Origin of the sequence: Rhizobium sp. SG741 (assembly GCF_012275435.1) — a bacterium.
GTDB classification, from domain to species: domain Bacteria; phylum Pseudomonadota; class Alphaproteobacteria; order Rhizobiales; family Rhizobiaceae; genus Rhizobium; species Rhizobium lusitanum.
Genome location: NZ_JAAZQP010000004.1, coordinates 440,547 through 455,419, shown reverse-complemented (window position 1 = coordinate 455,419; position 14,873 = coordinate 440,547). Strand labels below are relative to the sequence as shown.

The following is a 14,873-nucleotide window of genomic DNA, read 5'->3' as shown; positions in this document are numbered from 1 at the left end:
GGCATGCGCCAAAGACCCAATTTATCAGTATCGTAGTGACACATTCCCCCAGTCATGACAATTAACTCCACGGTAAAGGCAGTGGATCATTAAGAGACCATTAACCTTCTTCGCTGGTGCAACATCATGAAAAGCCAATATTTTGAGCATGTTTAACGCACGTTAACCATGTCTGGAGATTTGCGCCCTGAATGTGCCAAAATTTAACTCGATGGCCATCCCCAGGCCGCAAGCATGCGGCACGTCCCACAAACAGTCACAGTTATAAGACGGGAGCATTGGCACATGGCAGCACTGAATATCGCGTTTGAATCTCCGGACAATTCGCGGGGTCCGGCCCCGTCGCGGGAGCGATCGATCGATCTGGTTCACCTTGCAAAGCAGACGATGGGCGACAAGGCCCTCGAGGTCGAGGTGCTGCAGATGTTCGCCAGGCAGGCGCGCTCCTGTCTGCAGGAGATCGGCAGCGGCGACGCCAAGCGTGTCCAGGCTGCATCGCACAAGTTGAAGGGTGCAGCCAGTGCCGTCGGTGCCTTCCGCGTGGCGGATGCGGCGGCGGCGCTCGAGAGCGATGCAGGCGATGCTGCCCGCATGGCGGCGGTTACCACCTGTGTCGTCGACGCCGAGAATTTCATTCTGAAGCTGTCGCGTTGAACTGATCCGCTGGAAAATCGGCAAATTCAGGCATTGCGCCGCCAAACGGGTGAAACCGTTTCGGTGGCGCAAATGTTGACTGCCCCAACGATTTGTTGGAAGTAAAATTCCGAACGATCCTTCACTCACGATTTCGGAATTCACTTAAATGACAAAATTGACCATCGTCGCCTTCGACGGCACGCGCTTTGACCTCAATGTCGACGAGGGCTCCACCGTGATGGAAAATGCCGTTCGCAACTCGGTGCCCGGCATCGAGGCGGAATGCGGCGGTGCGTGTGCCTGTGCCACCTGTCATGTCTATGTCGACGAGGAATGGACCGAAAGGGTCGGCAGTCCCGAGGCGATGGAAGAAGACATGCTGGATTTCGCTTTCGACGTCCGTCCCAATTCGCGCCTCTCCTGTCAGATCAAGATGAAGGGCGCCCTTGACGGGCTTGTCGTCCACGTTCCCGAACGCCAGGCCTAGAACGTCCTGCAGCCAGTGTTTTTTTGGCTGCCGCGATCATGCCGGACTGTCGGATGTAAAATCCGAAGGTTCGCTCCAAAAAGAAGCCCCGCTCTGCTAGTTTCAGCGAGCGAGGCGAGGCGGGCGCATCACCGACAGGCAAGGGAGGAAACACCTGCGGCTTGAGGACGCGCCAGGAGAACACGTAGCGCATGCTTTAAAAGGCAAACCCAGACTGCGCAGGAGAGCGAACGAACCCGCCAGCGCAGGCAATCCAATCGATCCATCAGAGATCCCGCCCAGAATTTTCGAATCATCCGGTGCGATCATCTCTACGTTCCACAGGAAAAACCTATTTCAGATTCTCGTAAAGTTCAAAGAGCGGCGCGGGCGGACGATTCACAGATATAGTGGCTCTTTTCACACAGTAGGCTGCGATCCGGCCGCTGTTTGTCCGAAATGAACATTGTTGCGTCCAGTCACTGGCCGCTTTGCCGGCCGCGATAATACAGCAGTCTTTGTATGCGGTTCTGGAAATTGATTGCTTCGATGCGGTCGAATCGCGCCTGATCGGCGTCGTGTCGGTCGGTTTCTCGCGACGTCACCTCGTTTGCCTTTTCCTGAAGCGCGTCGCAGCTGCCTGCCGACGGCAGGGAAAGGATCGCCCTCTCCATCTGGCGCGCGTGCTCGCGTGCGATTTCGACATGCCGATCCTCATGACGGCGAATATCGGCCTGCAGAGTATCCCAGATCATGGAAAGCCGCTTGCTTGCACGGCGCCGGTCACGCCAGCGGGGCAGGATGATTTCAGTATCGACAGTAACTTTCACGCCGGAAATATAACAGCGGCCATTCGTCTCGCTGTAGGTCGCGCTGCCACCGAAGCGAATCCTTGTCGCGCCGGGATGATGGCTGCTGGAGCCCATCGCGAGCGGTCCGTGCTCGTTCAACGCCGCGTCAAGCTCGTCCGCGCTCTTTCCCTTGATATCGAAATAGGAGACGGATTTACGGGCGATCACCTCCGCGTCGGCCATGCCGGGCACGCAGCACGCAAGCAACAGCGCAAGCGAAACACGGATCTTCTGGGACGCAAACGGCATTCATGTTGCTACCATGTTGAACTTCGGCGAACCTTGCGGCATAGCCACTGTGAGCGCAATATCAAGCGCAAGGTTTTTTCATTTCAATGGGATGGGATGGTTGGTGGCAGAGCTTCGCAGTCAAAGCTGGCATGTCGCGCATGGGCGCAGCCTCGATGTCGGCAAACAGAGCGTCATCATGGCTATCGTCAATGTGACGCCGGATTCCTTCTCCGATGGCGGGCACTATGAGGCCGTCGATACCGCGGTTGCGCATGCGCTCGCCTGCGTCGAGGATGGCGCCGCGATTATCGACATCGGCGGCGAATCGACGAAGCCCGGCGGTGATGCCGTCAGCGCCAGCGAAGAGCAGGGGCGGGTGCTGCCCGTCATCGAGGCGCTCCGAAGCAAGACGGATGCGTTGATATCGGTCGACACCTATCGGGCCGACACGGCGCGACTGGCGGTTGGAGCCGGCGCGCATATCGTCAACGATGTTTTCGGCCTGCAACGCGAGCCGGAGATCGCGGCTCTGGCGGCGCAGACAGGCGCCGGGCTTTGCATCATGCATACCGGTCGCGACCGGCAGAAGCTGCCCGACGTGATCGATGATCAGATGTTGTTCCTCAGTCGCTCGCTCGACATCGCCGCTGCGGCCGGCGTGAGCCGGCAGAATATCGTGCTGGATCCCGGCTTTGGCTTTGCCAAGGAGCACACGGAGGAGAATCTGGAATTGATGGCGCGTTTCAATGCATTGCTTCGATTCGAGCTGCCTCTTTTGGTGGGCACCTCGCGCAAGCGATTTGTCGGCGCTATTACCGGACGCGACGCACCGGATCGGGATGTCGGGACGGCTGCGGCGAATGCGATATTGCGCTTGCAGGGAGCAGCCCTATTCCGCGTACATAATGTCGCAATCAACAGGGACGCGTTGGCGGTCGCGGATGCTATCCTCGGGACGCGCGCGAGACTTAAAGCATGATCCCGGACCATAGGGAGCGGTTTTCGGACGCCGTCGTGTCTGTTCGAAACGGAGGGACGTCATGAGCGTTATCACCTACACCATCACTCTTCAGAATTGTGCGTTCTTTGCCCGCCACGGCGTGCATGACGAGGAGGAATTCCTCGGTCAGCGTTTCTTTGTCGACGCCGAACTCGACGTCGAAGCCGGCGACGCGCTGGAGCGAGATTCGATCAACGATACCGTCAACTACGGCATCGCATTCAGCGTCATCGAGGAAATTGTCACGGGACGCCGGCGCTATCTGATCGAGGCGCTGGCGCTCGATGTGGCGAAGGAGCTGTGCCGGCGTTTTCCGAGCATCCGCAGGGCGAAGATTACGGTGCGCAAACCCAATGCTCCGGTTCCGGGCGTTCTCGATTACGTACAGGTGAGCGTTGAGCATTTTGCCTGAGAACGGAGCCGTGCGCGCAACGCTCGGCCTGGGCGGCAACCTGGATAATCCCAAGCACGCGATGGCGCTTGCCTTGCGGACGCTTGATTCGCGGGCCGATTGCCAGGTGGTTTCGGTCTCCCGGCTCTATAGGACGCCGCCTTGGGGCAAGACGGATCAATCCTTCTTCTATAATTCCTGCGCCGCCGTCGATACGACGCTTGCGCCGGAAGCGCTGCTAGAGGTTTGCCTGGGTATAGAGCGCGACATGAAAAGGGTTCGGATCGAACGCTGGGGGCCGCGGACGATCGATATCGATATCCTGACCTATGGCGAGCTGGAGCGTGCCGAGCCGCTGCTCAGCATTCCTCATCCCCGCATGACCGAGCGCGGTTTCGTCCTCATGCCGCTTGCCGATTTCGCCGCCGATCTGACGGTCAAAGGACGCGCGATCAAGGACTGGCTGCGTGAGGTCGATGTCGAGGGGATCGAGGTCGCGGACGAAAGCCGCGATTGGTGGCAATCGGCCTGACAGGGAATGCAAAACGGCCGGCGAAAGATGCCGGCCGCTATCAATATGGCTTGATGCCTGGAATTATTGGATCGATCCGACCGCCATCTGGTCGATGTCGGCGCGCTTCAGCGTGACGCCGATGACCGGAACCATCTGTTCGCCAACCTTTACCGAAATCGTGACGTTCATCAACTTGTCGTTCGTCACGCGGGCGATCATGGCGCCATTGAGCTTCTGGCGGTTCAGACCGAGCACGACCGTACCGTCATTGACCGTACCGGACGTCACATCCAGACCCTTGCCGGCGGCTCCGTCCAGAAATTTTCCGGTGTAACTACCGCCGCTCTGGGTGATCTCGGCCGACATCGGCTGCTGGAAGACGCCGACGCGGCAGGTGCCATCGAGCTTGACGCCGGCATTGCTGCTGTCGAGCGCCTTGCCCGTGAGGGCGCAGGTGAATTTCGTTCCCTTGTATTTGCCGGCGACGATTTCGCCCGGACCGCTCCAGGAGCCAGCGACCGATTGGAAAAAGGCCTTGTCGCGGGGAGCCGCGTCAGCCGAATGAACCCAAGCACCTGTGGAGAGGGTCGCGGCGGCAAGGCCGCTTACAAGAAGAAATTGACGCGAAAACATGGACATTCCTTAGCGAGGCGGGACCGTAAATCTGGTTCCCACTTTTGCCCGAGAATGGTTAATGCTTGGTTTCCTGCGCCTTGCAAAGCCGGATTTACGGGCATTCATGTCGTCTTGCGGCCCGTCACACTCGGCGTGAGATCGCCGGCGAAGTCGGCAATGCCAGGCCGCTTGAGCGCCTTGAAGGACAATGGCCGGCAGAGATCCATGGCTGCAATTCCGATCCGCGCCGTCATCATGCCGTTGACGACGCCTTCGCCTAACCGCGCCGAAAGCTTCGATGCCAGGCCGTGGCCGATCAGCTGCTGGACGATGCCGTCGCCGACTGCGATCGAGCCGGTGACGGCGAGATGGGCAAGCACATCGCGCATCAACCTGAGCATGCCGAGCGTACCGGGCCTACCGCCATAGAGCTCGGCCATGGCCCGCACCAGCTTTGCCGCCTCGTAGAGAACGAAGAGAATGTCGACAAGGGCGCGCGGACTGACGGCTGTCACGACCGAGACCCGCTTCGAGGCGCCGAGAATCAGCGCTCGGGCGCGACGGTCGAGCGGTCCGAGCAGCTCGCGCTCCGCGAGGTCGATCAAGTGCGGCGCATCGATGATGTCGTCCTCGGCGGCTTTCAGCGTGGCGCGGCCTCGTGCTGTTTCCGGATTGGCTTCGAGAAGAGTGCAAAGACGCTTTACCAGCGCCTTGGCGCGCGCCGGGCGTGTATCGACGATCGCGGCTTCCGCTTCCGCCTTGATGGTCTGCACGGCCGCGAGCCGCATCATGCCGGCGGTTTCCCTGACAACGATGGCAAGGACGGCGAGAATGCCGACGGCGACCGTTGCGAGCGCCGTATAGCCGAGCCAGTCGGCGCGGCTGAACAGGTCGCGGATGAGCTGATCCGTCCAGAGGCCGAAGGCGAGCGACACCAGGATGCCGAGTGCGCTCAGCGCCACCTTGCCGAAGGAAAACCCACGGCGGCGTGGCCTGGCAACGGCGTTTTCGGTCAGTGCCGAACCGAGGGCAGGGTTGATGAAAGGGTCTTCCTCGTCCGGTGTCAGGACGATCTCGGTGTCGAAGCTTTGCGGCTTGCGACGCAGCGATTCCGAACCGGCTGCGGCATTCGCATCGCTTCTGGAAATGTCCGGCTCCAGCGAAAAGGCGGCCGGACGGCGGGCGGGGCCGCTTGGTTCGTTTGCGGTCGGTTTCGTCATGCGAGACGGTCTCCGAACAGGAACTGCATGGCGCGATCGAGGCGGATATGCGGCACCGAAAGCTTGATGCCGCTACCGGTTTCATCCAGCTCCGGCGGGCGGAAGCGCACGACGTTCACCTCGGGCAGATGGACCTTTGCCCCATCCGATTCAAGGGCTTCGAACAGCCAGCGGGGATTTTCCGGCAGATCGCCCGGGAATACTGCCGTCTTGCGATTGCCGTCAAAGATTTCGCCGGCGATCGTTTCCTTGTCCATCGGCGTGCCGACGATGACGGGAAGCGTCTGTCCGTCGCGCGTCACGGTCGCCTCGCGGGTGGCGCGCACGGAGGCGATGGCCATGACCTCGATGCCGGCACCGGCCATGCCGATGCGTTCGACGGCACGCTCCACGAGGCGGCGGGTCAGTGCCTCCAGCCGGTCATGGCTTTCGTGATGGAGATGGTCGGCCTTGGTGGCGGCGACCAGCACGCGATCGATGCGGCGGCCGATGAGCGCGGAAAAGAAGGAATTGGCGCCAGGACGGAAGCAGGCCAGCACATCCGTCAGCGCGCGCTCGAGATCCTGCACCGCTTCTGGACCGCGATTGATGGCCTGCAAGGCATCTACGAGAACGATCTGGCGGTCTAGACGGGCAAAATGCTCGCGAAAGAAGGGTTTGACCACCACGGATTTGTAGGCCTCGTAGCGGCGCTCCATCATCGCCCAGAGCGAGCCTTTTGGGGCGTTGCCCTCAGCCGGAAGCTTCAGCGGCGCGAAAGTGAGCGCCGGCGAACCGTCCAGATCGCCAGGCAGCAGAAAGCGGCCCGGCGGCAGCGTCGACAGCGAACGCTCGTCGGATTTGCAGGCCTTGAGGTAATCGGCAAAAGCCGTTGCAAGGTCGCGCGCCTTCATTTCGTCCGCAGGCGCCGCAATATCCGCATTTTCTGTTATCGCCAGCCAGGCGCGTGACAGCTCGGCGCGGATGCCGGTCGCGGTCAAAGCCAGCGTGTCCCCGCTGAAGGTGCGGAAATCCTTGCCGAGCAGTGGTAGGTCGAGCAGCCATTCGCCGGGGTAGTCGACGATGTCGATGGAAAGGCGCCCGGGAGAGAACAGTCGATTCCAGCCGCTGGCGCTTTGATAGTCCAGGGTAATGCGCAGCTCCGAGATCGCGCGTGTCGAATCCGGCCAAATCCGCTCTTTCACCAGCGCGCGAATGTGGTCCTCGTATTGAAAACGCGGCACGGCATCATCAGGTTGCGGTTCGAGGCGCACTGCGGAGACGCGACCCGATTGCACCGCCTCGAACAGCGGCAGGCGGCCGCCATTCAACAGATTGTGTACCAGGGAGGAGATGAACACGGTCTTGCCCGAACGGGAAAGGCCGGTGACACCGAGGCGAATTGTCGGGTTGACGAGGCCGGCCGCGCGATCAGCAAGATTATCAAAGGCGATCAGGGCGTCGTCGGTGAAGGAGGTCAGGCTTGGCGGCAAGGCGGGATCTCTGAATGACAGCGTGACCGTGAATATAGGAAGCGAAACTCAAGCCGAAAAGGCAACGTTATATCGGCGGGCGTTCCGGCCAAGGCTGGAGCGCTTGCTGGCATCAGCAGATATCGCTACTCGGTGACAAAGTCCGCAAGCACCCAGCCTGTCGATGTCGAGTCGACAACCGCCAGGCCGGCGGTTGGAAAGCCGCGAGGAAGCGCGCCAACCAAGGCTTCATGACCGATCAGGGATTCCAGCGTCTGCTCGATGGTCGGATTGTGCGCCACCAGCATCACGGATTCCTGGTCGGTTTGCGATGCTATGAGCGAGAGGTAGATTTCCAACGTGCCGTTGTAGAGAGCATCGACAAAGCGGAATTCGGTGGATGGGCTGACGACGCGGCGCATGGCGTCAGCAGTCTGCCGACACCGCAGGGCGGTCGAGGAAATGATCAGGTCCGGCTCGTAGTGTTTGTCAGCCGCCTTGTCCGCGACAATCTCGGCCGCGGCAAAGCCGTCGTCGGTAAGAGGGCGATCGAAATCCCGCTGACCCGGCGCGGCTTGTTGAGCCGCCGCATGACGCAAGAGATAGATCCGGGAAGGCGGTGGCGAGATGTTGGTCATGGCGAAATTCCAGAGCTCGATTTCATCAACGAGGTAACGTCTGATCCCACATACAGTCAACTGCTCCCAGATCCGCCAGCTCCGCCAGATCCGCGTTTGGCGCTTATTCACGCGAAGGTTACGGTTGGGCCGGATTCGGTCCGTTGCAAATATATGATGAAAAAATAGACCCTTAGCTGAATTTTATGACAAATTTAAAAATCAGTTGACAGCATCTATTTGGCTTGAATCGATACTATTGGTTGGGATATACACCCCGCAATATGAGATGTTCTTCAGGAGAATCGCGTTGAGTGAGAAGATCGATCTTAGCAGTTATGTGCCCTCGGAGGACGAGGAGTTCATGAATGTAAATCAGCGGGCCTATTTTAGAGCGAAGCTGGTAGCCTGGAAAAATGATATCCTGAGAGAAGCGCGCGAGACGCTGGATCACCTGGCAGAAGAAAGCGCAAACCATCCCGATCTGGCCGACCGGGCTTCCTCGGAAACAGATAGAGCCATCGAACTCCGGGCTCGTGATCGCCAGCGTAAGCTTATTTCCAAAATCGACGCTGCATTGCAGCGCATCGAAGACGGCACTTACGGCTACTGTGAAGAGACCGGCGAACCGATCGGCCTCAAGCGGTTGGATGCCCGTCCGATTGCCACACTGTCGATCGAAGCGCAGGAGCGTCACGAGCGCCGCGAGAAGGTCTATCGCGACGAGTAGTTGCACAGCCGGTTTCGGCCGATATTGAAAAACTGAAGGCACGACGAATATTTCCGTCGTGCCTTTTTCATTTGGCGACGCAGTCGCGCGACTGCGTCTTACTTGTCGCGGCTGACGCTCATCTCGCCGAAAATGCGTGCAACCTCCTTTTGCAGGGCGCTGTCTGCTCCGGTTATCGGGGCGAGTTCGGGATCGATGCGCTGTGCGGGACCAGGAGCCTGTACCGGGGCGGATGCGGCGGCCGGCTGTTGCTGAACCTGGCGGGGCTGCTGCACGTTCGGAATGATCCGCTCGGCAGTCAAATTCTTTGACATTTCCGCTTCCAGCACGCGTTGAAATTCATTGGCAGGTTCGGCGGGAGACGGTGCGGCGACCGTCGGCTCGACGGCCGCCGCGCGTGCCGGTTGTTGCGGCAGGACCATATGGCGAGCGGCTTCCAAGATGTCGGCGGCTTCCGTCTCGGTCAGCGCGGTCACGGGCTGGGATGCGCGCTGCGGCGGCGTGACGATAGGCTGAGGCCGTTCGACCTGACGCGGTGCGGGCTCCGGCGCAGCGGCGACAGCCGGTTCAGTGCGCAGATAGGCGTCGGTCTTGTCCCCGGTCGATCGAGGGAGCTGCGAAAATGCGGCGGGGAGGGTATCGAGTTCGGCGGCTTTCTGTGACGGTTCCGGTCGGTTTTCGTACGCGAAGGGGATTTCGACCGGCGTGGGCGTTGGTATCGATGTCGGTGTCGGTGTTCCTGTCCGCGTTGGATCTGAGATCCCGGATTCGATGACGATATCGGTCGGCCCGCCGATCATGATAAGGTGTTCAATGCCGTCGCGACGGACAAGAACGAGTCGGCGGCGGGCATCAACAGCGGCCGCATCCAGCACCTGCAGGCGCGGTTGGCGGTTCTTGCCACCACGCACGAAAGGCGAGGGCGCTCGGTGGCGCAGAATCCAGAGAATGCCGATCAGCAGGAGAAGAGCGATGCCAACTCCGCCGACTGCGAGGAAGAAGCGGCTGCCGTAGGCTCCGGCGATTTCGTCCAACATGTCGAGATACTCCGTATTTATCCCCGATAGCGCGGCCTTTGCGCAGCAACCGCAGGGCCGCCGCCGTGACATTGGCCTTCATATGAGGTGATCATATGAACAGGATTGTGCCGGAGACAAGATGGCATTGCCTGATGTTCCGTGCTCTTGCCTGTGAATTCAAGCCTTTCTGAGCCTGCAAAGCTTTTTGCGGGTGACGCAAGTTGATAAAGAAGGAATCGAAAGGTCCGACTCCTGCGATCCGTAACGTTCACGACATGTCGCAAGGGGAAGGCGAAGACGAGGGGTCTATGACGAAGCATCGTCCGTCCGACGAGTATAGCGTGCCGCTGGTGGATCGTGGGGTTCGTTCGGGCACCGCGCTGCGCATCATCCTGCTTGCGCTCGTCCTCGTCGCGGCCGCGGCCGCCTTTGTCGTCTTCAAGAGCCAGCTCGACAATGAGGCCGTGCTCGGCGGCCTCGGCATCCTCGCCATGGTCGGCATCTTCTTCCTGGTGTCGTCGATCATCGGTTTCGTCGAGGTCATGCCGCAGCCCCAGTCCGATAGTCTGGCGCGCTCATTCCTCAACAGCCAGCCCGACGGCACGCTGATCACCGACGAAAAAGGCCGCATCATCTATGCCAATGCGGCCTATGGACGCCTGACGGGCGCCGCCAAGGCGACGGAGGTGCAGTCGCTCGAGACGCTGCTGTCGCGCAACCGGGAATCCAACGAGGCACTGTATCGCCTCGCAAACGGTCTGCGCGAAGCGAAGGAGGGATCGGAAGAATTCCGTCTGATGAAGCCTCTTGGCCCAGGGGATGGAAGCGGCAACGATGCTCATTGGTATCGCCTGAAGGCGCGCATGCTGCCGCCGGAACCGGGGCGCGGCAAGGCCCTGCATATCTGGCAGATCACCGACATCACCTCCGAACGCGACGATCAGGAACGTTTCTTCAAGGAGCTGCAGAACGCGATCGACTATCTCGACCACGCGCCGGCCGGCTTCTTCTCGGCCGGACGCAAGGGCGAGATCTTCTATCTCAATGCGACGCTTGCCGAATGGCTGGGTCTGGACCTCACGAAATTCGTGCCGGGCTCGACGACGATAGGCGATCTCGTTGCCGGCGAGGGGCTGGCGCTGATCCAATCCGTGCAGGCGGAGCCGGGACTGAAGAAGACGGTGACGCTCGATCTCGATCTGCGCCGTGCCAACGGCCAGAGCCTGCCGGTGCAGATCGTCCACAGCGTGACATCCATGCGCGACGGCGCCCCCGGCGAAAGCCGGACGATCGTGCTGACGCGACAGAACGGCGGCGGCACCGAGCAATCGGCTTCGGCGGCGGCGATGCGCTTCAGCCGCTTCTTCAACAATACCCCGATGGCAATCGCTTCGGTCGATGGCGAGGGTCGCATTCTGCGCACCAACGCGCCCTTCCTGAAGCTCTTCTCGGATCTCGTATCGCGCGACGATATCGAGCGCGGCGCTGCACTTGAGACTGTCGTCAACGACAACGACCGGGCTCAGCTGCGCCGGGCGCTGGCGGCCGCCAAGGACCGACAGGGTGACATTCCGCCGATCGATTCCCGCAATCCGAAGGACGACACGCGGCATTTCCGCTTCTATATCAACGCCGTGATCGACCAGACCGACGAAGCCCCGGAAGAGGCCGCCATCGTCTATGCGGTCGAAGTGACCGAGCAGAAGGCGCTCGAAACGCAAATGGCCCAGACGCAGAAGCTCAACGCCGTGGGAACGCTTGCCGGCGGCATCGCGCATGATTTCAACAACGTGCTGACGGCGATCCTGCTGTCTTCCGACCATCTGCTGCTGCAGGCGCGGCCTTCCGACGCCAGCTTTGCGGATCTGATGGAAATCAAGCGCAACGCCAATCGAGCGGCCGTGCTGGTCCGGCAGCTGTTGGCCTTCTCCCGCAAGCAGACCATGCGGCCGACGATCCTCAACCTGACCGACGTGATCGGCGACCTGCGCATGCTGGTGGACAGGCTCTTGTCGGGCACGCATGTCAAGCTGGATGTCGATTACGGCCGCGACCTCTGGCCTGTCAAAACCGATCTGTCGCAGTTCGAGCAGGTGCTCATCAACCTCTGCGTCAATGCGCGCGACGCCATGCCGGGCGGCGGTACGCTGACGCTGCGCACCCGCAATCTTTTGGCGGCGGATGTAAGCGCCTTCAATTACGCCTATCTGCCGCATGAGGACATGGTTCTCGTCGAGGTCAACGATACCGGCACGGGTATTGCGCCTGAAATCATGGACAAGATTTTCGAGCCCTTCTTCACGACGAAGGAAGTGGGCAAGGGCACGGGTCTCGGCCTCGCGATGGTCTATGGCATCATCAAGCAGTCCGGCGGTTACATCCATCCGGAATCGGAAGTCGGCAAGGGAACGACCTTCCGCATCTTCCTGCCGCGTCATATGGTCGACCCGTCGGTCGTGACGGAAGAAAAGGTGTCGGAAAGCCGCGGCGTCACGGCAATGGATCAGAGCGTTGCAGCGATGGGGCAGAGCGAAGAGCCGGCGGATCTTACCGGCAAGTCTGCCGTCGTGTTGCTGGTCGAGGACGAGGAGGCAGTGCGCCGTGGCGGCAAGCGCATGCTGGAGACACGCGGCTACACCGTCTACGAGGCGGGCTCCGGCGTCGAAGCAATGGAGATCCTGGACGAGCTCGATGGTCAGGTGGATGTTGTCGTCTCCGATGTCGTCATGCCTGAGATGGACGGTCCGACGCTGCTGCGCGAGTTGCGCAAGAAATATCCGGATATGAAGTTCATCTTCGTCTCGGGCTATGCAGAGGATGCCTTCGCCCGCAATCTGCCGGCCGACGCGCAGTTCGGCTTCCTGCCGAAGCCGTTCTCGCTGAAGCAGCTCGCGGTCGTCGTGCGGGAAACGCTGGACCGATAGGCGGGGTATTTTCCATTCGGAGCGATTTTTCTCCGCCGATATTGCCGATGCCGGCGCATGAGTGATATCAACTGCGCATGATCGATCCTGCCAAGCCAATTTTCCGTATGTGGTGGCGCTCCCTCTAGGAGCGGCAGTCGTCATGTCTTGAAATCGACCTTTGCCGCCGTGATCCGGTAGGCATCGTCATTTCAGTTTTCCTTCCCGACTACGGCGGCTCCTTTTGCGGAGCAAAAAATGTCTTCCTCTATCGATACCCGCCCCGTCATCCTGACGGGCGACCGGACCACAGGGCCGCTCCATCTCGGCCATTATGTCGGATCGCTGAAGAGTCGCGTCGCGCTCCAGCGCAGCCATAGGCAGTTCTTGCTGCTGGCGGATACACAGGCGCTGACCGACAATGCCCACGATCCGGAGAAGGTCCGTCGCAACGTTCTCGAAGTCGCCCTCGATTATCTCGCCGTCGGCATCGATCCCGTAGAGACGGCGATCTGCGTGCAATCCGCGCTGCCTGCGCTGGCGGAACTGACGCTGCTCTATATGAATTTCGTCACGGTCGGCCGCCTGGAGCGCAACCCGACGATCAAGACGGAAATCCAGCTTCGCGGCTTCGAGCGCGATATACCCGCCGGCTTCCTCTGCTATCCCGTGGCCCAGGCGGCCGATATCACCGCCTTCAAGGCAACGGTCGTGCCCGTCGGCGAGGATCAGGCGCCTCTGATAGAACAGACCAACGAGATCGTCCGCCGCCTCAACCGGCAGGTCGGCCGCGATATCCTTGTCGAGGCGGAGGCCATGGTGCCGACCGTCGGTCGCCTGCCGGGCGTCGACGGAAAGGCAAAGATGAGCAAGTCGCAGGGCAACGGCATCCCGCTCTCGGCTTCGCCGGACCATATTCGCGATGCCGTACGGCGCATGTATACCGATCCCGACCACATACGCGTTAGCGATCCTGGAAGGATCGAGGGCAATGTCGTCTTTACCTATCTGGACGCCTTCTGCGACGATCGGCAATTCGTGGACGAGCTGAAGGCGCGATATCGGCAGGGTGGGTTGGGCGACGTCACCCTGAAGAAACATCTGGACGGCTTTTTACAGGCGCTGCTTGCGCCGATCCGCGAGCGTCGCGCCCGGATTGCCAGCGAACCGGACTATGTAATGGGGATATTGCGGGAGGGCACGCTGAAGGCAAGGGAGCGGACGGAGTCGACCCTCGCTGAATTGCGAGCCGCCCTTGGTCTGTTCACATTGACGTAGGGCGGCTGCGAGGTTCCGTTTGTTATTCCGCCAGGGCGACGGCGATTTCGGCGGCAAGCCGCGCATTGTTTTCGACAAGCGCGATGTTGGTCTTCAAGCTGCGACCGTCGGTGATGTCGAAGATGGTGCCGAGCAGGTACGGGGTGACCGCCTTGCCGGTGATTTCGTCGCGTTCGGCGCTGTCGAGGGCGCGCTGGATGTAGATTTCCATTTCCTCGCGCGGAATTTCGTCGGCTTCCGGCACCGGATTGGCGATCAACATGCCGCCATCGATGCCGAGCTGTTCGCGGGTGGTCTGGAAGTTGGCGATTGCCGCGGGGCTGTTCAGCGTCAGCGGGCTCGGCAGGCCGGAGGAGCGCGACCAGAAGGCCGGGAATTCCGCGCTGTCATAGGTGACGACGGGCACGCCGCGGGTTTCCAGCACTTCCAGCGTCTTCGGAATATCGAGGATCGCCTTGGCGCCGGCGCAGACGACGATGACGCCGGTGCGGGAAAGTTCTTCGAGGTCGGCCGAGATATCGAAGCTTTCCTCCGCGCCGCGATGCACGCCGCCGATGCCGCCAGTGGCGAAAACCTTGATGCCGGCGCGGGCGGCGGCGATCATCGTGGCGGCGACCGTGGTCGCACCGGTGCGGCGCTCGGCGATCGCGAAGGCGAGATCGGCGCGCGACACCTTCATGGCGGCTTCGGTCTTGGCGAGCGCCTGCAACTCTTCCGGCTCAAGGCCGATATGCAAAACGCCGTGGATGACGGCGATGGTTGCCGGCACTGCGCCTTCCTGCCGGATGATCGCCTCGACGCTGCGGGCCATCTCGATATTGCCGGGGTAGGGCATGCCATGGGTGATGATGGTCGATTCCAGCGCGACGAGCGGCGCGCCGCGCAGCTTTGCCGCAGCGACTTCCTTCGAATAGGAGATCGGAAGCAGTGGCGAGATAGGCTTGGTCATGG

The 14,873-nt window shown here is 60.9% G+C and carries 15 protein-coding genes; 8 read left to right on the top strand and 7 right to left on the bottom strand.

What is annotated here, in order from left to right; genetic code table 11:
* Nucleotides 1-285 precede the first annotated feature (285 nt).
* Both FHT29_RS13765 and FHT29_RS13760 read left to right on the top strand, forming a co-directional pair.
* Nucleotides 286-654, top strand: coding sequence for an Hpt domain-containing protein (locus FHT29_RS13765; protein ID WP_034504779.1), 369 nt, complete (start codon nt 286-288; stop codon nt 652-654).
* Nucleotides 655-802: 148 nt separating this feature from the next.
* Nucleotides 803-1,123, top strand: a complete 321-nt coding sequence (locus FHT29_RS13760; protein ID WP_037202401.1) for a 2Fe-2S iron-sulfur cluster-binding protein — start codon at nt 803-805, stop codon at nt 1,121-1,123.
* Nucleotides 1,124-1,581: 458 nt separating this feature from the next.
* On the opposite strand, the gene FHT29_RS13755 is transcribed toward FHT29_RS13760, so the two are convergent.
* Nucleotides 1,582-2,202 (bottom strand): DUF922 domain-containing protein, encoded by a 621-nt coding sequence (locus tag FHT29_RS13755; protein ID WP_047556582.1) that lies wholly within the window; start codon nt 2,200-2,202, stop codon nt 1,582-1,584.
* A 103-nt stretch (nt 2,203-2,305) separates the two neighbouring features.
* Here FHT29_RS13755 and folP point away from each other — a divergent pair, with 103 nt between their 5' ends.
* The 3 genes from folP (at nt 2,306) to folK (ending at nt 4,107) form a co-directional block, all read left to right on the top strand.
* On the top strand, nt 2,306-3,163 hold the full coding sequence (gene folP / locus FHT29_RS13750) for a dihydropteroate synthase (RefSeq protein ID WP_173410871.1): 858 nt from the start codon (nt 2,306-2,308) through the stop codon (nt 3,161-3,163).
* A 61-nt stretch (nt 3,164-3,224) separates the two neighbouring features.
* Nucleotides 3,225-3,596: a dihydroneopterin aldolase gene (folB, locus tag FHT29_RS13745; protein WP_034504785.1), complete on the top strand. Its 372-nt coding sequence runs from the start codon at nt 3,225-3,227 to the stop codon at nt 3,594-3,596.
* A complete protein-coding gene (gene folK / locus FHT29_RS13740; RefSeq protein WP_037202396.1) occupies nt 3,589-4,107 on the top strand; it encodes a 2-amino-4-hydroxy-6-hydroxymethyldihydropteridine diphosphokinase in 519 nt (172 codons plus the stop codon). Before folB ends, folK begins: the two co-directional genes overlap by 8 nt.
* Nucleotides 4,108-4,170: 63 nt before the next feature.
* On the opposite strand, the gene FHT29_RS13735 is transcribed toward folK, so the two are convergent.
* The 4 genes from FHT29_RS13735 to FHT29_RS13720 all read right to left on the bottom strand — a co-directional run bounded on the left by FHT29_RS13735 (nt 4,171) and on the right by FHT29_RS13720 (nt 8,013).
* Nucleotides 4,171-4,722 (bottom strand): hypothetical protein, encoded by a 552-nt coding sequence (locus FHT29_RS13735; RefSeq protein ID WP_037202395.1) that lies wholly within the window; start codon nt 4,720-4,722, stop codon nt 4,171-4,173.
* Between the two features lie 104 nt (nt 4,723-4,826).
* A complete protein-coding gene (locus tag FHT29_RS13730; RefSeq protein WP_168599752.1) occupies nt 4,827-5,924 on the bottom strand; it encodes a TIGR01620 family protein in 1,098 nt (365 codons plus the stop codon).
* Nucleotides 5,921-7,396, bottom strand: coding sequence for a YcjX family protein (locus FHT29_RS13725; protein ID WP_037202392.1), 1,476 nt, complete (start codon nt 7,394-7,396; stop codon nt 5,921-5,923). The genes FHT29_RS13730 and FHT29_RS13725 overlap by 4 nt, the downstream gene beginning before the upstream one ends.
* A gap of 125 nt (nt 7,397-7,521) precedes the next feature.
* Nucleotides 7,522-8,013 carry a histidine phosphatase family protein gene (locus tag FHT29_RS13720; RefSeq protein WP_047556586.1) on the bottom strand — a complete coding sequence of 164 codons (492 nt, stop codon included), beginning with the start codon at nt 8,011-8,013 and terminating at the stop codon, nt 7,522-7,524.
* Between the two features lie 289 nt (nt 8,014-8,302).
* Here FHT29_RS13720 and dksA point away from each other — a divergent pair, with 289 nt between their 5' ends.
* Nucleotides 8,303-8,722, top strand: coding sequence for an RNA polymerase-binding protein DksA (gene dksA / locus FHT29_RS13715; RefSeq protein ID WP_034504792.1), 420 nt, complete (start codon nt 8,303-8,305; stop codon nt 8,720-8,722).
* A gap of 98 nt (nt 8,723-8,820) precedes the next feature.
* Here the strand turns inward: dksA and FHT29_RS13710 are convergent, their stop codons facing one another.
* The gene (locus FHT29_RS13710; RefSeq protein ID WP_037202389.1) at nt 8,821-9,759 is read right to left on the bottom strand and encodes a flagellar biosynthetic protein FliO; all 939 of its coding nucleotides are present in this window, start codon (nt 9,757-9,759) and stop codon (nt 8,821-8,823) included.
* Between the two features lie 290 nt (nt 9,760-10,049).
* Between FHT29_RS13710 and FHT29_RS13705 the strand changes: the two genes are divergently transcribed.
* Both FHT29_RS13705 and trpS read left to right on the top strand, forming a co-directional pair.
* Entirely contained in the window at nt 10,050-12,665 is a 2,616-nt protein-coding gene (locus FHT29_RS13705; protein ID WP_047556587.1) for a PAS domain-containing sensor histidine kinase, read from the top strand.
* Between the two features lie 237 nt (nt 12,666-12,902).
* Nucleotides 12,903-13,922 (top strand): tryptophan--tRNA ligase, encoded by a 1,020-nt coding sequence (gene trpS / locus FHT29_RS13700; protein WP_047556590.1) that lies wholly within the window; start codon nt 12,903-12,905, stop codon nt 13,920-13,922.
* A 22-nt stretch (nt 13,923-13,944) separates the two neighbouring features.
* Here trpS and FHT29_RS13695 read toward each other — a convergent pair whose 3' ends face one another.
* Nucleotides 13,945-14,871 carry a pseudouridine-5'-phosphate glycosidase gene (locus FHT29_RS13695; RefSeq protein WP_037202385.1) on the bottom strand — a complete coding sequence of 309 codons (927 nt, stop codon included), beginning with the start codon at nt 14,869-14,871 and terminating at the stop codon, nt 13,945-13,947.
* Nucleotides 14,872-14,873 lie beyond the last annotated feature (2 nt).